This window comes from Mesorhizobium sp. M0060 (assembly GCF_040323155.1).
Taxonomy (GTDB): domain Bacteria; phylum Pseudomonadota; class Alphaproteobacteria; order Rhizobiales; family Rhizobiaceae; genus Mesorhizobium.
Genome location: NZ_JAMYUP010000071.1, coordinates 1 through 21,180, shown reverse-complemented (window position 1 = coordinate 21,180; position 21,180 = coordinate 1). Strand labels below are relative to the sequence as shown.

Here is a 21,180-nt window from a genome sequence, read left to right as displayed (position 1 = left end):
GTATCTTTTCAATTTATGCGGCGTTGGCTTTTGGCACGTCCGTCTCAGCGATGATCTTGAACCACCCGGTGGCGGACTGAATCACACCCCATAGTTTCGCTGGAATATCGATACCCAGAACGCTCGACGGCCGGATTTCGGTCTCGATCAAATCCTCGCGTCCGCTCTTTGCTAGCTCGACCCACTCCGGGTTCATCACCAGTCCCTGCCCAACCGCGACGAGCGTGAGGCCTCTGTGCAGGGCGAGTTCGGCCTGAAAAGGCGTCCTGACCTGGCCCGCGGCAACGACCGGGACCCGCCCGCTGGCTCGGCGAGTGATCAGGCCAGCGATGGTGTCGCCCTCGGGCGCCTCTATAGGCTTTGCCTCGAGAACGCTCGTCAGCGATGCGTGGAGGTAGTCCACACCTTCATCGATAAGACATTCAATCAGCTCGTATGTGTCAGCGATACGCAAGCCACCTGACTCGGGTTCCTCGGGTGACACCCGGTAGCCCACGAGGAAGGGGCGGTTCGCGTGTGCCGCGACCACTCGCTTTACCTCACGCACTACGGCAATTGGGAAACGCATCCGATTTTCGAGGGTGCCGCCCCATTCATCGCCACGCTGATTGTAGAGAGGCGAGAAGAAGTTCTGGATCAGAAATCCGTGAGCACCATGCAGTTCGATGCCATCGAAGCCTGCCTCAATGGCCCGTCGTGTCGCCTCGCCAAAAGCGGTAATGATCGCGAGGATTTCGTCATTCGTCAGTGCACGTGTCTTCACACCGCCCGGATTGAAGGGGCCGGGCTGGACTTCGAGCGCACTGGCGCTGACGACGTCGCCGCGGGGTATAAGCGCCGGCACGGCCTTACTCCCGGCGTGGAAGATTTGCAGGACGGCCTTGGCCCCGCCGCTTTTGGCCGCTGACGCCAGCCTAGAGAGGCTTGGGGTGAAACGGTCGTCGTAGGAGGCGAATTCGCCCGCAAAGCCGATGCCGTCGGGCAAGACATGGGTGCAGCCTGTGAGCACAAGTCCGACGCCAGTTGCCCGACGTCGGTAGTAGGTGATCTCCGCATCAGAGACCGTTCCGTCGTCGTTGGCCGACCAGGTGGTCATCGGCGCCATGACAATCCTGTTGTCGACGCTTAACCCGTTCGGAAATTGGAACGGCTGGAATATCTGTCGTGAGGTGTCCACAGCGTTTCCCTTTCGACGCGCGTTTCGTTGTCTCTGAGGGTGAAATAGCGAATAGGACTCGATATGATTAGCCGTTACAATCCGCATGAAGTTAGAAATGGGGTTGATAAATGAGGCGCGGAGATTTCAGCGAGCTGGCAGTCTTCATCGCCGTAGCAGAGGCAGGCAGCTTCACACGCGCCGCAGCAAAGCTCGGCCTATCGCAGTCGGCGCTCAGTTACGCTGTTAGGACGCTGGAACAGCGCCTGGGAGTCCGGCTGATCTCACGCACCACACGCAGCCTGTCCGTGACGGTAGCTGGAGAGCGCTTGCTGCGAAGCCTACGACCGGCCTTCGATCACATCGAAAGCGAGATCGCCGCCGTCACCGCCCTGCGCGACAAGCCCACTGGCCTAATTCGCCTGACGACATTCCGGTATGCTGCCAAATCAGTACTGTGGCCCGTCATCGCCAAACTCCTTCTGGAGTATCCGGATATCGAAGTGGAATTGAGCCTGGACGAGGGCCTGGTTGACATCGTTGCAGGCAGATTCGACGCCGGTATCCGGATCGGTGAGCAGGTCCAGAAGGACATGGTGGCAATAAGGATCGGCCCGGACCTGCGCATGGCGGTAGTCGGATCACCGTCGTATTTTGCAAACCGAACGGTTCCAAAGACACCGCGCGAACTTGGGGAACACAGAGGCATCAGCTACCGTCAGACGACCGGCGGCGGGCTCTTTGCCTGGGAGTTCGAGAAAGGCGGTGAGGAACTTGAAGTCAGGATGAATGGCCCACTCGTCATCAATGACGGTGAAATGCTCGAAGCTGCGGCCCTTGACGGGCTCGGTTTAGCATACACGTTTGAATGCCAGGTTGCTCCGTTCATCGCAGAAGGACGCCTTATCCGGGTACTAGAAGACTGGTGCCAACCCTTCTCGGGCTATCACCTTTATTACCCCAGCCGACGCCAACACACCGCAGCCTTCGCTCTACTTGTCGAGGCACTCCGTCTCAAGGCGTGACAGGGGAAAAACGCACTCAAACATGCCGCTCTAACTTGGCGTAGTGTGAGTTACCCTTCCCTCATATGCACAACCTCGCGGGACGTCGACAATCGGGTTCCCCCCCGCTCAGGCGGAACAGGCGCGCCTTGGCAACTCGCCCTAGAAAAAGTCTCAACTTACCCTGACGGACTGCGTCGCGGTGAACGTCCGATTCCAGAATTCAGAGCCTTAAAGCCGCCATTCCGCTTGCGGCGGACTGAGCAACGCAGCATTTTCCACTTTGAGGCGAAGTAATTCTCAACTATGGTCAGCCAGGCTTTTGGCATGGGGGAATATTGCCGATGGTTTTATCACGCAGGGGTGTCGTGCTCGGCGGCCTGGCGCTGGTCGCGGTGGGTGCAACCAGCAATATTGCTCAAGCCGCGGCGGCAAAATCCTTTTTCGCCGGTACCGCCAGCGACAACAATTTTGTCTATCGCAAGACCAACTTCGCCAAGATCGACAAGAGATGGCATCGCCAGATCGTCAAGTATTTCAGCAGCGAGCCGGTCGGCACCGTCGTGGTCGATACCCGCCACCACTTCCTCTACGTCATCATGGAAAACAAGACCGCCATCCGCTACGGCGTCGGCGTCGGCAAGGACGGCTTCAAATGGTACGGCCGCGCGACGATCGACCGCCGCGCGCTGTGGCCGCAATGGGTCCCGCCCCCCGAAATGCGTAAGCGCAAGCCGGACCTACCGCACATGGTCGCAGGCGGCGCGTCCAACAATCCGCTCGGGCCGCGCGCGCTCTATCTGCACCGCAACGGCGCCGACACCGGCTACCGCCTGCATGGCACGCTGGAGCCGTGGAGCATCGGCACCGACGCTTCCAGCGGCTGCATCCGCATGTTCCCGGAAGACATCATCGACCTCTACCAGCGCTGCCCGATCGGCACCGCGGTGCAGGTCCTGCCGCACATCGCCGACCAGGCGCCCGCTTCCACCACTGTCGAATGATTGGCGCCTCATGAACCGCATGATTGAAAACACGCGCCGGCTGCTCGCCGCCGGCCTGCTGGTGCTGGCCGCATCCTGCTCGACCAGCAACACGCTGGCCCCTTCCACGCCCGACATCACCAACACCGAGGTTGCCGGCTTCCAGAACGTGCAGCCGGGCAGCGAGGAGGATTTTATCCTCAATGTCGGCCGCCGCACCTATTTCACGCAAGGTTCGGCCGCGCTCGATTCTGTCGCCAAGGCCACCCTCGACACCCAGATCGCCTGGTTAGCAAAGCATCCGCGCTGGCTGCTCAAGCTGCAGGGTTTCGCCGACGATCCCGGCGCAAGTGAAACGGCGCTGTCGCAGCAGCGCGCCGATGCGGTGATGGACTACCTCGCCGCCGGCGGCATAGACCGCAACCGCATGTGGGCCAAGGGCTACGGCAAGGACAGGCTCGTCCGCGAGTGCCCCGACACCGCCTGCAGGTCGCAGAACCGCCGCGTTGTGTCTAATTTGCGCGATGAGAGGGACGAGCCGTAGGGGGCTGCTGTTATGCTTGTCACCAAAGCAGAGTCTCACACGCGACGGCGGCATGGCTGCTTTGCGCCTACGGCAGTCATGCGCGCAGCACGAGGACCGCGCCAGCGCATCTTGCACCATGTCTTAGGTACAAACTGTTACCCATGTCTCCGGGCCGTACAGGGGAGCGATGGTAGCGGGAGAGCGCTACCGCCTTTCCCCACAATTGCCAGATGGTCGATTCCGGCTTCGTTGTCTTGGTTGAAAGTTCATTTTGAGCAGGCGTCTTACTGAAGCGGTCCGCGTGGTGCAGGTTGGCGCAAGAAGGATGGCTCAGTCGAAGAAGCCCGCATCCTCTTCCCTGAGATACTTCCTGGCTGCTTCGGCGTCGATATCGAGGCCCAACCCCGGTGCTTCCAGCAGGTCCACCATGCTGTCCTTCACGATCTGCGACGGCAGGCCGATTACGAGATCCTCCCACCAGGGGTCGGAGGCGCTCGGGTATTCGAACGCGATGTAGTTGGCGGGCAAGGTGGCGCAGACATTGATCAACGCGCCGAGGCCGAGCAAGCCGTTCGCCGTGCCATGCGGCGCCATCAGGATCGAGTGCATATAGGCGTGCTCGGCGACCCATTTGAGCTCGGCAATGCCGCCAATATCGGCAGGATCGGGGCCGATGACGCGCACCGCCTGCGTCTCGATCAGCTCCTTGAAATTGTGCCGCAGGTAGATCTGCTCGCCGGTATGGATTGGCGTCGAGGTAGAGGTGGTCAGCTCCCGATAGGCCTGCGGATTGACCCACGGCACATAGTCACCGGTCAGCATGTCCTCGAGCCACATCAAATTGTACTTCTCGACCGCGCGAGCGAACTTGATCGCATCGGGCAGCATCCAGCCCGGGCCGCAGTCGAGCGCCAGGCTGACCTTGTCGCCCAGCATTTCCTTCATCGCGATCACGCAGTCGAGCATATGGTTGAAACCGCGCTCGCTGATCACGCCCTGATCCATGGCACCGTGATAGCCGGCCTTCTTCTGCGTCACGCCGTAGTGGAAGCCCTCGATGGTGTCCTTCATATTGGAGTGGAACGAGATTCCTTGCTTGACCATGAAGAAGTTCTGCGGCTGCTCCATCATCCATTTGACGTCAGCGGCGTAATCCTCCGGCCGGTCGCCCGTGCGTTTCTGGCGGATCGAGCCGTTATAGACGCGCACCTTGTCGCGCACCTTGCCGCCGAGCAGTTTGTAGGCCGGCACGCCTGCCGCCTTGCCGGCAATGTCCCACAGAGCATGCTCGATAGCGCTGACCGCCGCACCATAGGGCTTGAAGCAGCCGCGCTGGCGGATCTTCAGCATCACCCGCTCGACGTCGGTCGGGTCCTCGCCGATCAGCGCCTCGCGGAAATGAAGCACCCAAGGCTTGAGGTAGGTCTTGGTGAACTCGACTTCGCCCAGGCCATAGAGGCCCTCGTCGGTAACGATGCGAACGATGGGGTGCCTGCCGATAACGGCACATCGGAGGTCGGTGATCTTCATCTTCGGTTCTTTTCGCCTCAGCTCCAGGTGCGATCCCAGGAATACTCGTTGTCCCAGTGATCCGTCGGCTGCCAGATGCCCGTGACACCTGGCTGCAGATGCTGCGAGATCACCTCGTCGACGACGTCGTCGATCCCCAGGCCCGGCTTGTCCGGAACAGTGATGAAGCCATCCTGCACGAGCGGCTTGGGAACGCCGGTGACGATATCGTCCCACCAGTCGACATCGGCAGAGTGGTATTCGAGCGCCATGAAGTTTTCGGTCGCGGTCGCGACATGGGCCGCGGCCATTGCGGCGATTGGACTTTCGGCCATATGGATGGCCATAGCGACGCCGTGGTCCTGCGCCATATCGCCGATCTTCTTGGTCTCGAGAATGCCCCCGCTGGTGAGCAGGTCTGGGTGAATAACGGAGAGGCCGCCGCTCTTGAGCAGAGGCTCGAAGCCCTCCTTAAGGTAGATGTCCTCGCCGGTGCAGATCGGCACCCTGGTTGCGTCTTGCAGTTGTCGGTACTGCTCGGTGTACTGCCACGGGATCACATCCTCGAGCCAGGCTGGCACGTATTTTTCAATCCGCCTGGCGAGGCGAATACCGTTCTGCAGTGAGATGTGGCCGACATGGTCGATGGCGAGCGGAACCTCCATGCCGATAACGTCGCGAACCTCGGCAATGTACTGCTCAAGCAAGTCGAGGCCCTTGTCGGAAAAGTGGAGGCCGGTAAACGGGTGGGGGACGTTATGCAAATCGTACACGGCGTTGCGGACGCGCCGCTCTTCAACGGTCTTGACCGGGCCGCGGCCAGGGTGGACGCGGTATCCTTCAAGTGAGCCGGCAGGGGCCACGACCGCACCGGCGACATCCGCGATTTGCATCAGCCCCAGATCCATCTTAAGGAACGTGAAGCCCAGCGCCATGCGCTGCTTGAGGCGCTTGCCGGTCTCGGTGCCGCTCGGCACGGTGGCGTCGGTATCGCAGTACATGCGCACCTTCTCCCGAAACCGGCCGCCGAGCATCTGGTAGATGGGGACGCCATAGGCCTTGCCGGCGAGATCCCACAACGCGATTTCGACCGCCGAGACGCCGCCGCCTTGCCGGCCGTGCCCGCCGAACTGCTTGATCCGGCGAAACACGCGGTCGATGTTGCAAGGGTTCTCGCCAAGCAGCCGGCTCTTCAGCATCAGCTCGTAGGTGGCGCTGGCGCCGTCGCGCACCTCGCCAAGCCCGACAATGCCCTGGTTGGTGTAAATCTTGAGCAGCGCCGAGGTGAACGGCGCGCCGACGATTTCGGCTACCCGCATATCTGTGATGCGAAGGTCAGATGGCTTGGAGTTCGTGTTCACCCGATTGAGCGCCTCGTCGGCACCACCCGTCTTTGGCATGACTTATCCTCTTTCTGGTCCTCTTTCTGGTGGGCGAGGCTTGTCGCCCCTCACTCTGGGCCGGCATAGAACGTTGCTACCCCAGCTCGATCTCATGGGCCTGCAGGTAGTCGCGGTCCATCGCAACACCGAGACCAGGCTTCGACGTCAGCTTGAGGCTGCCGTTCGAAACGTCGAGTGGTCTGTCGATGAGGTGATCGTATTTGCCCAGGTTCCACTCCGACGTTTCGAGTTTGTAAAAGTTAGGAACGGTCATCATCACCTGCGCTCCCGCAACCACGTTGATCGGCCCCGCGGCGTCATGTGGCGAGACCGGGATGTAGTAGGCTTCGCAGAGGGCGGAAATCTTCTTGAGTTCGGTAATGCCGCCGGTCCAGGTCACGTCCGGCATTATGTAGTCAGCGAGCTTGTTCTCCAGGATCGGCACGAAATCCCACTTCGTGTGGCCGCGCTCGCCCCACGAGATAGCGGTACTGACCTTCTCACGCACCTGCTTGAGGGCGTTAAGGCTCTCGGGCGGACAGGGCTCCTCAAACCAGTCGATCTGGCCGGCTTCCTCGAGGCTCCGACAGAGGCGAATGGCGGTGGGAACGTCGAAGCGGCCATGCGCATCGATGAGAATGTCGACATCAGGCCCCGCCGTTTCGCGGATCAGAGCCGTGAGTTCTGCGGCTTCGCGCTCGTCCTTGCGGCTCATGCTGCCATCGAGGTAGCCGTCCCGCTGTTCGCGGGGCAGGCCATCGGCACTGCGGCCCTGGTGGGGATAAGGATCGAACTTGAGCGCCGTGTGTCCGGACTCGACGATGTCTCGAATTTCACGGACCACGGCTTCCTTGCTGGTAAATTTGACTTGGTTGGGATGGGTGTAGAGGGCGATTTCATCGCGTACCGGTCCGCCCAGCAGCTCGTAAATCGGCTTGCCGAGGACTTTGCCCCGGATGTCCCAGAGGGCTATATCGATGGCGCTCACGCATTCGACGGCGGCGCCGCGGCTGCCCATGTAAGTGAAGCTGCGGAAAATCTTATGCCAAAGATGCTCGATACGCGCTGGATCCTCGCCTGTTACGGCGACGCCGATCTGCCGCAGGATCGTGCAGAGCGCGCGGTTGGCGAGCCTTGTAGTGGTGGTGATCTCTCCCCACCCACTCACCCCCTCGTCGGTCATCACTTCGACGAATAGATACTCTCCCCAATAAGAAGCATCGGACTTGATCAGCCACGGCCGAATGCTCGTGATTTTCATCTCAACTGCCTTTATCTGGAATGGGTCGGGTTAATGATGGTCTAGACTGGACATTCTATCCGGCCCGAGCGGCGTTGCGCGCACGCATCTGTTCGAGAATATGCCGGCCCGAACCCTCGACATGGCGGGAAACGAGCTCGGCCGCCTTGTCGGCTTCTCCCGCCTTTACGAGCGCGATGAGTTCGCGGTGCTCGCGCATGATCGCGGCACGTCGCGCGAGCGTGAAATTGAAACGCCGGCTCACGGCTCGCAGCACTTCGCGATGCTTCCACCAAAGCTCGGCGGCGTGGCGGTTATAGTGCCGCTGGTACATCACGGTGTGGAAAGCGGTATCCAGCTCGCTGTGCCTGAATGTGTCGGCGAAGTTGTTCTCTTCAATCAGGCCTTGGAGACGTTCGAGTTCGGCGATGTCCTCGCCGGTAGCCATATTCACAAACCATCGTGTCAGGGCTGGCTCGATCAGAACACCGATCTCGTAGATATCCCGGACAAAATCCTGATCTATGGGTCGGACGCGCGCGCCGCGGTTGGCGACAAAGATGACAAAGCCCTCCCCACGCAACAGCTGCAGGGCCTCGCGCACAGGATTGGTCGAGGTGCCGTGACGCCGGGCGAGATCGGTGACTACAAGCCGTTCGTTGGCGGCGAGCCGGCCCTCGATGATGTCTTCCCTGATCAATTCATAAAGCGAGGCGCCCTCGCTGGAGGCCCCGATGGGATCAGTCTCCACGGGTGGCATAGCTTTGAAATCGCTTATTTCGGCCAAGGCCGGCTCCCCAAGTTAATACATATCTTGCCCGATATCACACACGGCTTTCGCAAACAATGTACGATCCAGCGCGTTGACAGGCAATCTATGATCTGAAAACGTACCAAGGGATCGAGAGGATACATTGAGCATCCTCGCGATCGAAACGAGCAAGGACCGCTTTGCCTCGGCGCAGGGCGGCATGGGAGAACCAGGGAGGATACCTATGACGAGGATTACGCTCGGCAGTGCGGTCCTGCGCGGCACTGTCGTCACTGCTTTGATGGCATCCCTGATGCCCACATCGGCGCTGGCTGCGCCGCCGGTCGACCTCAGCAAGTGGTCGCCGGAATATGTGCGCTCCATCGCCGGCACACAGGATTTTGACACGGCGGCCGATTGCGCCAAGGTCACCCCGCTCGACTACAAGGGGCGACTGACTTTCTGGTATCAGGGCGTGTTCGAGGGCGACCCCGACCTCCTGCGCCAGTACTACAAGGATTTCTTCGAGACCTTCCGCAAAACCTATCCGAACATCCAGCTTGAGGAACAAGCCCTCACCTATAACGACCTTCTCGACAAGTTCCGGACCGCGCTCCTGGGCAATGCCGCGCCGATGGCGGTCCGCTTGCAAATCCTGGGTGGTACCGAGTTCGCCTCAAAGGGCTATCTGCAGCCGCTCAAGCCCGAGGATGTGGGGTATTCGACCGAGGATTTCTGGCCCGGCGCTATGAAGGCCGTGACCTGGGAGGGGGTGACCTACGGCATTCCGACCAACAACGAGACGATGGCGTTCATCTGGAACGCCGACATCTTCAAGCGTGCCGGCCTCGATCCGGACAAGGCTCCGGCAACCTGGGACGACGTCGTCAAATATTCCAAGCAGATCCACGACAAGCTCGGCATTGCCGGCTACGGCCTCGTGGCTCGCAAGAATGCCGGCAACACGCCGTATCGCTTCATGCCACAGCTGTGGGCCTATGGCGGCGGCGTCTTCGACGAAGCCACCGCGAACCCGACCTATAAGCAGGTCGAGCTCGACAGCCCGCAGAGCAAGGCGGCGCTGCAAGCGTCATACGACATGTATGTTCGCGACAAGTCGGTTCCAGTTTCGGCACTCACCAACCAGCAGGCCGATAATCAGCCCCTGTTCGTCGCCGGTCAGCTCGGCATGATGATCTCGCACCCGTCCGACTACAACGTCATGCTTGACCTGCAGGCGAAGGCGACCGGCACCGACAAGGACAAAGCGCAGACCGTCATCGACAACATGCGCTACGGCCTGATTCCGACTGGCCCCGACGGTAAGCGCGCCGTCGTGTTCGGCGGCTCGAACATTCACATCCTGAAGCCCGAATATGTCGAGGGCGGCAAGGTAGACGAGCCGGCTGCAAAGGCTATCATCTGTATGTGGACGAGCCCCGAATGGTCGCTGAAGATGGCCTACGCCGGCTCGAACCCGGGCAACCTTAACGGCTTCAAGACCAAATGGATGAAGGAACGCCTGGATAACATCAAGTTCCTCGATGTCACGACCTCGATGCTGCCATACGGCATCCCGTTCCCAGCGCTGCCGCAGGCCCCCGAGATCATGAACATCATCGTCCCGGATATGCTGCAGAATGCCCTGACCGGAGCGATGACTGTCGACGAGGCGGCGGACGACGCGGCCAAGAAGGTAAAAGACCTGATGGGCGGACTCTAGTCCAGGCCCGACCTACGATCTGACCGGCTGCGCGGATAGTGCAGCCGGTTCGTTCCGAAGAATAAGGGCACGCCACAGTGACGATCGTGACCGGCAAGGCCGAGGCTCGCCGAACATTGCAACCCGGTAGGTCCGGCGCGCTGCGGAAGATCTGGGAGCATCGCGCCGACTACGCGTACGTGCTTCCGGCGATCGCCGTGATGCTCATAGTCATCGCCTATCCGATCTACTACACGATCGAGCTGTCGTTCTTTAAGACGCCGCCTGGCCTGCAACTGCGCGACAAGATCTTCATCGGCTTCGACAACTACACGGCCATCCTCACCAGTCAGGTGTTCTGGAAAGTCACCTGGAACACCATGATCTGGACACTGGGGTCCACTTTCATCTCCTTTGTCCTGGGGTTTGCCACTGCGCTGGCGCTCCACCGCGACTTTGTCGGCCGTGGTGTCCTGCGCGCTATCCTGATCATTCCCTGGGTCATCAGCGCGGTCGCCGCCTCCTATATCTGGAAGTGGATCTACCATTCGGATTTCGGGATCATCGGCGCGGTTCTGGTCGGCCTCGGATTGGCCGACCGGCCGCCGAATTTCATCGACAACGTCAGCACAGTGCTCCCCTCCCTGATCGTCGTCAACATCTGGCGCGAGTTTCCCTTTGCCATGATCATGATGATGGCCGGCCTCCAGACAGTCCCCGACCAGTTACTGCTCGCCGCAAAAGTCGACGGGGCCAATGCATGGCAGCGCTTCTGGCACGTCACCTTCCCGCACTTGCGCAACGTCTCGGTGGTGACGATCCTGCTGCTCGCAGTGGCCAACTTCAATTCCTTCATCATCCCCTGGATCATGACCGGCGGCGGGCCGTCGAACGCATCGCATATCTGGATAACCCACATTTATGAGCTCGCCTTCGGCCGGCAGCGCTGGGGCGTGGCGTCGGCCTATTCGGTGCTCCTGTTCCTCATTCTGATGACGCTGGGCTACTTCTACGTCCGTGCGCTAAGCGGCAACGAGCGGAAAGAGGGGAGCGCATGAGCGCGATCGCCGAGACAGCCTCTCGAAGCCAGACCCGTCGCCGAATGCGTGTCGACGGATGGCGGTGGGCCGGACGCATCTTCCTCGTGTTCATGCTGCTTTACACCGCGGTGCCGATGATCTGGATGCTGATCACCTCGATCAAGTCCGGGTTCGCGGCGACGCAATTCCCGCCGCAATGGTGGCCGGACGAGCCTACCTTCGCCAGCTACCAAAAGCTGCTCGATCCGCAGAACAGCGTCGGTCAGGACTTCCTCCGTTTTTTCTGGAACAGCCTTTTCGTGTCGACCGTCACGACAATCCTTTCCGTGATCGTGGCTGTCCCCGCGGCCTACGCGTTTTCGCGCTTCAGTTTCCCCGGCCGCAACTTCCTGTTCTTCGCCGTGCTGCTGCGCAACATGTTCCCGGCGGTGATCTTTCTCGTGCCGCTCTTCATCCTGATGCGCGTGCTCGGGTTGATGAACACGCATGGCTCGCTGATTCTCACCTATCTCACCTTCGGCCTGCCGCTGGCGATCTGGCTGCTCAAGGGCTTTTACGACAACATCCCGGTGCAACTCGAGCAGGCGGCGCGCATCGATGGCGCAACGCGGTTCCAGGCCTTCATCCTGATCGTGATGCCGCTTTCGATGCCGGGAATCATCGCTACGGCGATCTATTCCTTCATCGGCGCGTGGAACGAGTACATCTACGCCTACACCTTCCTCTCCAAGAACGACCAGTTGACCCTGCCGGTCGGCATCCAGCGCTTCTTCTCGGAAAATACGACGGATTTTCCGGGCCTGATGGCGGCCAGTTTTATGATGAGCGTGCCCGTCGTGGTGCTGTTCCTGGTCCTGCAACGATACTTCGTACGCGCCCTTACAGAAGGCGCGGTCAAGCACTAGGGAGTTGCCGATGGCCCACGTGGTCCTCAAAGATCTCGTCAAGACCTATGGCAGCTTCAAAGCTGTCAACGATGTCTCGCTGACGGTCAATGACGGCGAGTTCGTTGCGCTCGTCGGCCCTTCAGGCTGCGGCAAGACAACCACGCTCAATCTCGTCGCGGGGCTGATTCCGATCACATCGGGCGACATCGTCATCGGGGACCGGGTGGTCAACGACCTCGACCCCAAGGACCGGGACATCGCAATGGTGTTCCAGAACTACGCGCTCTATCCGCAGAAATCGGTTTACAAGAACTTGGCGTTCCCGCTGCAGATGCGCAAACTGCCCAGGGACGAGATCGACAAGAAGGTCAAGGAAGCGGCGCGAGTGCTCGACATGACGCACCTGCTCGAGCGCAAGCCACGCGAACTTTCGGGCGGGCAGCAGCAGCGGGTGGCCCTGGGCCGTGCGCTTGTCCGCGACCCCGCCGTGTTCCTCATGGACGAGCCGCTCTCTAACCTCGATGCCAAACTGCGCGTGCAGATGCGCTCGGAGATCAAGCGCTTCCACCAGGACCTCAAGGCGACGATCATCTATGTGACGCACGACCAGCTCGAAGCCGTGACCATGGCCGACAAGATGGCGGTGATGAACGGCGGCTACCTCCAGCAATACGATTCACCGGCGCAGGTCTTCGCCCATCCCGTCAACATGTTCGTCGCCAGCTTTATAGGCAGCCCGGCGATGAGCCTTATTCCGCTGGAGGCATCGACGGCAAACGGCAACTCTGTGTTGACCAGCGCGGAGGGCTGGAGCTTTGAGCTCTCGCCGCGCAACGCCCAGAAGGTCGCAAGGGCAACGAGCAAGAAAGTCGTGCTCGGCGCGCGTCACTCGACGATCAAGCTGCGCAAGAGCGCGGTCCCCGGTGCCATTCCGGCCAAGGCCTACACGGTGGAGCCGACCGGAGACGTCACCTTCGTGCAGACGTTCCTCTCCGGCGCCATCGTCAACGTCAGCGTGCCGCCGAACATTGCCGTCGCGCCCGATGAACAGATCTGGCTCGAGTTCGACCAGGAGCGGATGCATCTGTTCGACGGAGAAACCGAAATGGCCCTCAAGGCCAACTGAGACAGGGCGGATGCGTTTGGAACGTGGCGTGGATGACTACGAAGCTTAAGATCACCGCGATCAAGCCCTATCCAGTGTGGGTAGGAACGCGCAACCAGATGCTCGTCAAGGTCGAGACTGACCAGGGCATCTTCGGCTGGGGCGAGAGCGGCTTGAGTGGTCGCGAGAAGGCCGTGGCTGGCGCGGTCGAGCATTATCGCGAGTTTCTCATCGGCCGCGACCCCATGCAAATCGGGCGGATCTGGCAAGAGGTTTATCGCAGCCAGTACTTCGAAGGCGGGCGGGTTCTGCAGGCGGCGATTTCCGCCATCGACATCGCCCTTCACGACATTAAGGCCAAGGCGCTGGGGGTGCCGGTCTACGAGCTGCTAGGCGGCAGGCAGCGCGACCGCATCCCCACCTTTGCGTCGACCGGCGACGAGACCGAGGGCGATGTTGCCATCGAACGAGCCCGCGAACTACGCACACAGGGGTGGGAGGCGATCCGCTTTTTCCCGGTCGGGCAAAACAGCAGGGACATCTTCGAGCCGCGCGAGTCGATCGGCCCTACCGCGAATATGCTGAACAAGGCGCGCGAGGCGCTGGGCGACGAGGTCGTTCTCGGCATCGACTATCATCATCGGCTGTCGGTGGCAGAGGCGGCGAGCTTCTGCAACAAGCTCGGCCGCGGCGTGCTTGATTTCCTCGAGGAGCCGATACGGGACGAGACACCGGAGGCCTACGAATCCCTGCGTACGATGACCGACGTCCCCTTTGCCATCGGCGAGGAATTTGCCAGCAAGTGGCAGTTCCTGCCCTACATCGAGCGCGGCATCCATCAGTTCAACCGGCTCGACGTTTGCAACGTCGGCGGGCTCACCGAGGCGATGAAAGTCGCTGGCTGGAGCGAGGCGCACTATGTGGATCTGATGCCGCACAATCCCCTTGGTCCGGTGTGCACGGCCGCGTCCGTGCATCTCGCCGCCGCTGTACCCAATTTCGCGTGGCTCGAGACCAGGGCGCCCGAAATAAAGCTGGGCTTCGACAATTCCGACTTCTTCCCCGTGCAACCACGGCTCGACGGCCCCGACTATCCGGTCAGCGATCTGCCGGGGCTCGGCGTCGAGATCAACGAGCAGGCGATCCAGGCGGGAAGTTTGCGTTTCTGGGAAGCGCCTCACCTTAAGCGCCGCGACGGTTCTGTTACGAACTGGTAGTTCCCTTTCAACCGGAGTCCACGATGACACATGCTCCCGACATCACGCGGCCGCCAAAAGACCTGATTGACGCGCTAAGGGAGATCGGCGCCGCGACGGTTGCCGGCACGCTTGGCCACATGGGTTTTCGCAATCCGCACATGGTGGGACCGGTGGCGCAGAACCACGGGAAGTCGATCGTCGGGCCGGCGCTGACGCTGCAGTTCATGCCACAGCGGCCGGACCTATTCACCGAGGGAGAATATGCCGATCCTGAGACGCAGCTGCATCGGCACGTGCTTTATCACGCGCAGGACGGCGATGTGGTCGTGGTCGACGCGCGCGGCGACATGAGCTCGGGCGTCTTCGGCGATATGATGTCGACGTATTTTAAGGGCAGGGGCGGCGCGGGCATCGTCATCGACGGGTGCATGCGCGACCGGCCCAATGTCGAAAAGCTCGATCTGCCCCTATGGCTGCGCGGCTGGACGCCAAATTATCATGTGCAGACCAGCATCTATCCGAACGCCGTCAACGTTCCAATTGCCTGCGGCGGTGTCACCGTGATCCCCGGCGACATCATCGTCGCCGACGACGACGGGGTGGTGGTGCTTCCTGTCGCAATGGCCCCGAAGGTGATCGAAGAATCACAGAAGCATCACGATTGGGAGGAGTTCTCGCGAGCGAAGCTCATGGAGGGCGGGCCGTTGCAACGCTATTATCCGCTGCATGAGGATGCCCGCGGGGAGTACGAGGAGTGGCGCAAAACAAACCGCCTGGAGAACCCAAGGTAGTTAGCAGGCCTTGGCGATCAGTTTTGCCAGGCAATCAGCAGCCTGGGTCCCTGGCACGCCAAGATCTCTGACGCTGTCCATGTGGTTGCGGTTCGAGAGCACAAGCGACGTTACCAACGATCCCTGACGCAGCAAGCTCGCTATGAATCGATCGGCTTGCTGATGGAAGGGTGGCGTCTCATTGGCTCCGACCAGAACCGTCGCCTCGGTTTGAGGATCATGCCGACAGGCAAGAGGTGTAAACATGGCGACTTCCTCGTCGGTGATTCCAATCTCGTCGGCGAGAAAGGAATCCTGGAGCGGTTTCAAATCGTAGAGCCCGCCGAGCAGAAGGGCTGCCCTCACATTCGAAGGGGTATGCTCGCCGTTGAACAGAAACGTTGCAAGATGTGCTCCTGCCGAATGACCACTGACAGTCAGGGCCGCCGGGTTTCCGCCATGATCGGCGATGTTGGCCAGGACCCACTGCTTGGCGCGGCGCACCTGGTCGACAATCGTCGCCATTCTGACCTTGGGCATCAGAGCATAATCGAGGATGACGGCGATGGCCCCGGCCTTGGTAATTGTCGTCGCGACGTATGAATAGTCGCGCTTCGAGAACATTCTCCAGTAGCCGCCATGGACAAACATGTGCACCGGCAGGGCCGTTCTTTTGCCCGCGGGAAAGAACAGGTCCATGGTTTCGGTCGGATCCGGGCCGTAGGCCACCTCCGCGGTCATCGCAATGGTGGCGCGGGCGGCCTCGCTGCGGTCAACGATGTCTTGCACGATTTCGTCAAAATCCGCGACGTGGTCGCGGATGCGAAAGGGATCGCCTTGCATTCTTCCTCTGCTCACATGCTGATGGCGAGGTATTTCGCCTCCATGAACTCAGCAATGCCGTGATGCTGTCCTCCCTCGCGGCCGAGCCCACTCTGCTTGACGCCGCCGAAGGGAGCTGCCGGATCGGACATCAGCCCGCGGTTGAGAGCGATCATCCCGGCCTCGATCTTGGAGGCCACCCGCATGCCACGCGCCAGATCGCGGGTGTAGATGTAGGCAGCAAGCCCATATTCGGTGTCATTGGCGCGTGCGATGACCTCGGCCTCGGTTTCGAAGCTAGAGATTGGCGCTACAGGCCCGAATATCTCCTCATGCGCCATCTTTGAGTCGCCTGGCACGTCGCGAAGCACTGTAGGAGGGTAGAAGAAACCACGTCCGGACAGGACTGAGCCGCCGCACATGATCCGCGCACCGCGTGTGACCGCGTCAATGACAAGGCGGTCTATCTTCTCGACCGCCTTTTTCGTGATCATGGGTCCGCATTCCGTATCCGGGTCGGTGCCGGCGCCGACCTTGAGCGACGACATCCGCTTCTCAAGTCCGTCAGAGAAGGCTTCGTAGATGCCAGCTTGCACATAGAGGCGGTTCGCTGCGGTGCAGGCCTCGCCGGCGTTGCGCATCTTCGCCACCATCGCGCCATCAAGTGCCGCTTCGAGATCGGCGTCGTCGAACACAATGAATGGGGCGTTGCCGCCTAGTTCCATTGAACACGAAACCACATGCCTGGCAGCCTCTGCCAGCAAAGCGCGACCGACACCCGTCGAGCCGGTGAAGGAGAGTTTGCGTACTCGCGGATCGGCCAGCATGGCTGCCGTCACAGGGCCGGGACGCGAGGTTGTCAGGACGTTGACCACCCCCGGTGGAACGCCTGCCTCCTGATAGAGCGCGGCGAGTGCGTAGGCCGTGAGGGGTGTCTCGCTGGCCGGCTTCAGGATCACCGTGCATCCAGCGGCAAGTGCCGGCGCGATCTTGCGCGTCGCCATCGCGGCAGGAAAATTCCAAGGCGTGATCAGGACGCAGATGCCGATCGGTTCGTAGTCGACCACAATGCGATTGGTGCCGGAGGGGGCAGTGCCAAATTCGCCAGTGATGCGAACGGCCTCCTCGGCATTCCAACGGAAAAATTCCGCGGCATAAGCGATCTCGCCGCGGGCATCCCGGAGCGCCTTGCCGTTTTCCAATGCGATGAGAGTCGCGAGCGCCTCTGATCGTTCCGTCATCAGTTCAAAGCAGCGTCTGAGGATCTCGGAACGCTTTCGCGGCGACGTTGTTCGCCAGCCATGGGCTGCCTTGGCAGCGGCTTCAACGGCAGCGGCCGCGTCGTCCACGGTCGCATCGGGCACAGCGGCGATGACAGCCTCGGTCGAAGGATCGATGACAGGAATTACCCTGCCATCCGCGGACTGCCGCCATTGGCCGCTAATATACAGTCCGTGCGAGATTGTGTGGAAGTCGCTGATGCCCTGATCATCCGCCAGAACCTGTGAAGACGTGTTCATCTCGATATTCCCGATTGTTTACATGACGCAGCTGGCGAGGTCGCCATCAAAGGCAGCCTGGACCAGGCGCCGCATGGACCCCAAATCGAATGGCCGCGGATTGTTCTTGATGAGGCGTTCGATACTGATCGCTTGTTCCGCCGTCCAATCGAGCTTATCGGCGGGAAGCCCTAGCTCGGCTAACGAGGGAGTGATCCCGATTGCCCCAAACAGCCGACTGACCTCGCCTATGGTCGCGTCGGCCAACTCTTCGGCCGTCCGGCCTTTTCCATCGAGGCAGAGCGCGTTGGCGATCTCGGCCATCTCGGTCGCTGCGGCTGTTCTGTTGTACTTCATGACATACGGCAACATGGTGGCGACACCCAATCCGTGAGCGGTGTGGGTTATCGCGCCGACCGGATATTGCACGGCGTGCGCTGCCGCTGTGCCGGCCGTTCCGAACGCACAGCCGGCTGCAAGTGCACCCATCATCACCTCAGCCCGGGCGTCCTCGTCAGCGGGCTGGCGGTATGCCGTTTCAAGGCTTCGGCCAAGCAGCTTGATCGCCAGCAGGGCGAAATGATCGGTCAAAGCGGTTTTGCCGATAAAGACATGTTTCTGCGAAAGGCCGGGATCGGTGCCACGCCTGACCGCAGTGAAGGCCTCGATTGCATGCGTCAGCGCATCGGCGCCTGCAATCGCCGTCAATCCCGGCGGGCATGTCATCGTCAGTTCAGGGTCGCAGATAGCCGCAGCCGCGATCAGATACGGGCTGGAGATGCCGACCTTCAGCGTGCGATCCGGATCGGAGATCACCGCGACCGGGGTCACCTCGGAGCCGGTGCCGGCTGTCGTCGGCACCGCGATCAGCGGCAGCGTCGGACCAGGCACCTTGAACTCGCCGTAGTAGTCCTGGAGCTGGCCGCCGTGACTGATGAGCAACGCGGCGCATTTGGCCATGTCGAGACAACTGCCGCCGCCAATGCCGATCACCATGTCGGGCGCGAACTTCCGCGCCTGTTCGGCGCAGACGGCGACGGTGTCTCGGGGTACGTCGGGTAGCACACGGTCATGCACAAGCACGTCGATCGAGGCGGCCCGCAGCGCCGCTACGATCTCCGCGAAAGGGCCCGTTGCGGCAAAACGTTCATCGGTGCAGACGAGCGCGCGACGCCCGAGCCGGGCCGCGACGGTCGCAATGATGTGGCGCTGGCCCTTCCCGAAGAGGATTTCGCGCGGCAGCCTTATGGCAGCGAAAAGGCTCATAATCTGAGTCCTGTCGTGTTGTTTGGATTGGAATGCGAAAGGGCGCTGAGCTCGGCCCAAAGCTTGGGCTCGATGTCAAACCCCTCCTGCAGCGCGGTTGCATACCGACGTGTCGAACCATCGCCCGGAATGCAGACGGTCCGTTCGGGTTCGGCAGGTGAGGAAGCATGGGCCGCGGGGGCGGCACGCTGCTCCAGCAGGGCCACCGCAAGCGCCACTGCGTTATCTCGAAACAGCTTCAAATCGTATCCTCTATAAAATCGTATAGGATATAGGATTGTACTGTCCGGAGCATCGTGTTAGCAACTCAATGTGTCAAGAGGCAAAACATGCAGGCCATGAACTTACCCAGTGTAGACGAAGCGAACCTCGCCGGCGGGCGTATCCAGCGCTCCAGCAGCTTGGTTGAGGACGTCTACGAAGCGATTTTTGCGCAACTCATGTCGCTGAAGATTGCGCCGGGTTCCCGCATCACGGTCGACAGTCTGGTCAAGGAATTCAACGTATCTCACACGCCGATCCGCGAGGCGCTCGGCCGGCTCGAAGGCGAAGGCCTTGTGCTGAAGACGCATCTGATCGGTTACCGCGCTGCCCCCCAGATCACGAAGCGACGGTTTGATGAGCTCTACGAGCTTCGCCTGCTGCTCGAGCCTCATGGCGCGGCCAAGGCAGCCGCGCTCATGGACGAGGCGAAGCTCGCCCAGCTTCAGGAATCAGCCGGCGTCATGGCGCGCCGTGAGGGCAAGGACGAGCGCCTGCGGTATTCCAACTTCGCCCGCCAAGACGCTATTTTCCATGACAAGGTCATGGAATTCGCCAACAACGAACTCGTGCGCGAAACGCTGGCGCACCAGCATACCCACTTCCACATATTTCGCCTGATGTTCCATTCGCGCGTCACCGAAGAGGCGCTTGACGAGCATGAGGCCATCCTGGCCGCTTTCGCTGCGGCCGATCCTGCCGCGGCCGAGCAGGCGATGCGTCGTCATATCGAGCATTCCCGCGACCGTTTGTTGCTGGCGTTCGACTGAGACTGTCCCGATGCCTTTGATCACGCAGGCCAATGCCAAGGAATACTACTTCCCCGATTCACCCTTCTAAAACCTCAAACCGCCGGGCGAGTACATGTCTCGCCCGGCAGTTGTCACAGGAAAGGAACGACCATGCCAGGCAAAAAGATCCTGATGCTGACCGGTGAGTTCACCGAGGAATACGAAATCTTCGTCTACCAGCAGGCGATGGAAGCGGTGGGCCACACTGTTCATGTCGTGTGCCCAGACAAAAGCGCCGGAGACGTGATCAAAACATCGCTGCACGACTTCGAGGGCGATCAGACCTACACCGAAAAGCTCGGCCACTATGCGCTGATCAACAAGACCTTCGCCGACGCTGAGAAGCAGCTGGATCAATACCACGCTGTTTACTGCGCCGGCGGTCGTGGCCCCGAATACATCCGCACCGATAAGCGCGTGCAGGCGATGGTGCGCCACTTCCACGAAACCAAGAAGCCGATTTTCACGATCTGCCATGGCGTGCAGATCCTGATTGCGGTCGACGGTGTCGTGCGTGGCAAGAAGGTCGGCGCACTGGCGGCGTGCGAGCCCGAAGTGACGCTTGCCGGCGGCACCTATATCGACCTGTCTCCAACGGAGGCATATGTCGACGGCACGATGGTTTCAGCTAAGGGCTGGACGGCGCTTGCCGCGTTTATCCGCGAATGCCTGAAGGTGCTTGGGACGGAAATCCGCCACGCGTAGACCTTTGTTCCGACGCATCCCAAAGGGTGCGTCGGTTCCCTTGTTGTGGAAGGGAACTTGTCACCGCCAATTCGGCCTCGATCATAAAACGCCTGCATCGCGCTGAGTTTGCCCCCCAGGGTCAAAGCTCTTTCGCTATGCGTTGACGTTCGTTTCATCAAATCCTGTAAGCGAACGCATCAGTGTTTCCCTTGCTGAAGCCAGATGCGCTCGGCAGGCCACCTCAATCCGAGTGGAATTGTGGCTCTCAAGCGCATCGATATAGGCGACGTGTTCGTGGAGCGCGGCAAGGTTGCGCTGCTTTTCGTCCTGCTTGTTCCACTGATAGTGGTAGTGACAAATGAACGTGATGATGTCGTAGAAATCATCGATAAAGCGGTTCGGCGACGCCTCGTTTATGAGCCGGTGAAACCGGTTGTCCAGGCCGGAGAAGTCGTGAACGTCAAGGACTTCGAGTGATCCACCAGTGGTGGGGGGGGGGGGGGGGGGGGGCCCCCCGCGGGGGGGGGGGGGGCGCGGGAGGGCGGGGGGGGGATGTATTGAGATGACGACCAACACAAAAAAGCGCCGGGGCGAGCGCCC

21 protein-coding genes are annotated in these 21,180 nt (G+C 60.8%); 11 read left to right on the top strand and 10 right to left on the bottom strand.

Going from position 1 to position 21,180, the window contains the following annotated elements:
- Positions 1-13 precede the first annotated feature (13 nt).
- Positions 14-1,177 carry an NADH-dependent flavin oxidoreductase gene (locus tag NKJ94_RS32755; RefSeq protein WP_352531355.1) on the bottom strand — a complete coding sequence of 388 codons (1,164 nt, stop codon included), beginning with the start codon at positions 1,175-1,177 and terminating at the stop codon, positions 14-16.
- Positions 1,178-1,287: 110 nt separating this feature from the next.
- Between NKJ94_RS32755 and NKJ94_RS32750 the strand changes: the two genes are divergently transcribed.
- The 3 genes from NKJ94_RS32750 (at position 1,288) to NKJ94_RS32740 (ending at position 3,687) form a co-directional block, all read left to right on the top strand.
- Positions 1,288-2,181: a LysR family transcriptional regulator gene (locus NKJ94_RS32750; protein WP_352531353.1), complete on the top strand. Its 894-nt coding sequence runs from the start codon at positions 1,288-1,290 to the stop codon at positions 2,179-2,181.
- Between the two features lie 323 nt (positions 2,182-2,504).
- Positions 2,505-3,164, top strand: coding sequence for a L,D-transpeptidase (locus NKJ94_RS32745; RefSeq protein WP_077380658.1), 660 nt, complete (start codon positions 2,505-2,507; stop codon positions 3,162-3,164).
- 10 nt (positions 3,165-3,174) lie between these two features.
- Positions 3,175-3,687, top strand: coding sequence for an OmpA family protein (locus tag NKJ94_RS32740; protein WP_352531351.1), 513 nt, complete (start codon positions 3,175-3,177; stop codon positions 3,685-3,687).
- A 312-nt stretch (positions 3,688-3,999) separates the two neighbouring features.
- Here the strand turns inward: NKJ94_RS32740 and NKJ94_RS32735 are convergent, their stop codons facing one another.
- The 4 genes from NKJ94_RS32735 to NKJ94_RS32720 form a co-directional block, all read right to left on the bottom strand.
- Complete coding sequence (locus NKJ94_RS32735; RefSeq protein ID WP_352531349.1) at positions 4,000-5,199, bottom strand: mandelate racemase/muconate lactonizing enzyme family protein; 1,200 nt, start codon at positions 5,197-5,199, stop codon at positions 4,000-4,002.
- A 17-nt stretch (positions 5,200-5,216) separates the two neighbouring features.
- The gene (locus NKJ94_RS32730) at positions 5,217-6,578 is read right to left on the bottom strand and encodes a mandelate racemase/muconate lactonizing enzyme family protein (protein WP_352531347.1); all 1,362 of its coding nucleotides are present in this window, start codon (positions 6,576-6,578) and stop codon (positions 5,217-5,219) included.
- 76 nt (positions 6,579-6,654) lie between these two features.
- Complete coding sequence (locus NKJ94_RS32725) at positions 6,655-7,821, bottom strand: mandelate racemase/muconate lactonizing enzyme family protein (protein WP_352531345.1); 1,167 nt, start codon at positions 7,819-7,821, stop codon at positions 6,655-6,657.
- A 55-nt stretch (positions 7,822-7,876) separates the two neighbouring features.
- Positions 7,877-8,587: a GntR family transcriptional regulator gene (locus NKJ94_RS32720; protein ID WP_352531343.1), complete on the bottom strand. Its 711-nt coding sequence runs from the start codon at positions 8,585-8,587 to the stop codon at positions 7,877-7,879.
- Between the two features lie 208 nt (positions 8,588-8,795).
- On the opposite strand from NKJ94_RS32720, the gene NKJ94_RS32715 reads away from it, so the two are divergent.
- The 6 genes from NKJ94_RS32715 (at position 8,796) to NKJ94_RS32690 (ending at position 15,275) form a co-directional block, all read left to right on the top strand.
- A complete protein-coding gene (locus NKJ94_RS32715; RefSeq protein ID WP_352531341.1) occupies positions 8,796-10,274 on the top strand; it encodes an ABC transporter substrate-binding protein in 1,479 nt (492 codons plus the stop codon).
- A 77-nt stretch (positions 10,275-10,351) separates the two neighbouring features.
- Positions 10,352-11,311 (top strand): carbohydrate ABC transporter permease, encoded by a 960-nt coding sequence (locus tag NKJ94_RS32710; RefSeq protein WP_352531339.1) that lies wholly within the window; start codon positions 10,352-10,354, stop codon positions 11,309-11,311.
- Entirely contained in the window at positions 11,308-12,198 is an 891-nt protein-coding gene (locus NKJ94_RS32705) for a carbohydrate ABC transporter permease (RefSeq protein WP_352531337.1), read from the top strand. Before NKJ94_RS32710 ends, NKJ94_RS32705 begins: the two co-directional genes overlap by 4 nt.
- Before the next feature lie 10 nt (positions 12,199-12,208).
- Positions 12,209-13,306 carry an ABC transporter ATP-binding protein gene (locus NKJ94_RS32700; protein WP_352531335.1) on the top strand — a complete coding sequence of 366 codons (1,098 nt, stop codon included), beginning with the start codon at positions 12,209-12,211 and terminating at the stop codon, positions 13,304-13,306.
- 32 nt (positions 13,307-13,338) lie between these two features.
- Complete coding sequence (locus NKJ94_RS32695) at positions 13,339-14,502, top strand: mandelate racemase/muconate lactonizing enzyme family protein (RefSeq protein WP_352531333.1); 1,164 nt, start codon at positions 13,339-13,341, stop codon at positions 14,500-14,502.
- Between the two features lie 23 nt (positions 14,503-14,525).
- Entirely contained in the window at positions 14,526-15,275 is a 750-nt protein-coding gene (locus NKJ94_RS32690) for a ribonuclease activity regulator RraA (RefSeq protein WP_352531331.1), read from the top strand.
- Here NKJ94_RS32690 and NKJ94_RS32685 read toward each other — a convergent pair whose 3' ends face one another.
- From NKJ94_RS32685 to NKJ94_RS32670, 4 genes are read right to left on the bottom strand one after another with little or no spacing between them, the layout of a single operon-like run.
- Entirely contained in the window at positions 15,276-16,097 is an 822-nt protein-coding gene (locus NKJ94_RS32685; RefSeq protein WP_352531329.1) for an alpha/beta hydrolase, read from the bottom strand.
- A gap of 11 nt (positions 16,098-16,108) precedes the next feature.
- Complete coding sequence (locus tag NKJ94_RS32680; RefSeq protein ID WP_352531327.1) at positions 16,109-17,596, bottom strand: NAD-dependent succinate-semialdehyde dehydrogenase; 1,488 nt, start codon at positions 17,594-17,596, stop codon at positions 16,109-16,111.
- An 18-nt stretch (positions 17,597-17,614) separates the two neighbouring features.
- On the bottom strand, positions 17,615-18,841 hold the full coding sequence (locus NKJ94_RS32675) for an iron-containing alcohol dehydrogenase (protein ID WP_352531325.1): 1,227 nt from the start codon (positions 18,839-18,841) through the stop codon (positions 17,615-17,617).
- Complete coding sequence (locus NKJ94_RS32670; RefSeq protein ID WP_352531323.1) at positions 18,838-19,083, bottom strand: hypothetical protein; 246 nt, start codon at positions 19,081-19,083, stop codon at positions 18,838-18,840. Before NKJ94_RS32670 ends, NKJ94_RS32675 begins: the two co-directional genes overlap by 4 nt.
- 87 nt (positions 19,084-19,170) lie before the next feature.
- On the opposite strand from NKJ94_RS32670, the gene NKJ94_RS32665 reads away from it, so the two are divergent.
- Complete coding sequence (locus NKJ94_RS32665; protein ID WP_352531321.1) at positions 19,171-19,872, top strand: GntR family transcriptional regulator; 702 nt, start codon at positions 19,171-19,173, stop codon at positions 19,870-19,872.
- A 132-nt stretch (positions 19,873-20,004) separates the two neighbouring features.
- Entirely contained in the window at positions 20,005-20,598 is a 594-nt protein-coding gene (locus NKJ94_RS32660) for a DJ-1/PfpI family protein (RefSeq protein WP_352531319.1), read from the top strand.
- 135 nt (positions 20,599-20,733) lie between these two features.
- On the opposite strand, the gene NKJ94_RS32655 is transcribed toward NKJ94_RS32660, so the two are convergent.
- The gene (locus NKJ94_RS32655) at positions 20,734-21,156 is read right to left on the bottom strand and encodes an FCD domain-containing protein (protein WP_502904238.1); all 423 of its coding nucleotides are present in this window, start codon (positions 21,154-21,156) and stop codon (positions 20,734-20,736) included.
- Between the last annotated feature and the right edge of the window lie 24 nt (positions 21,157-21,180).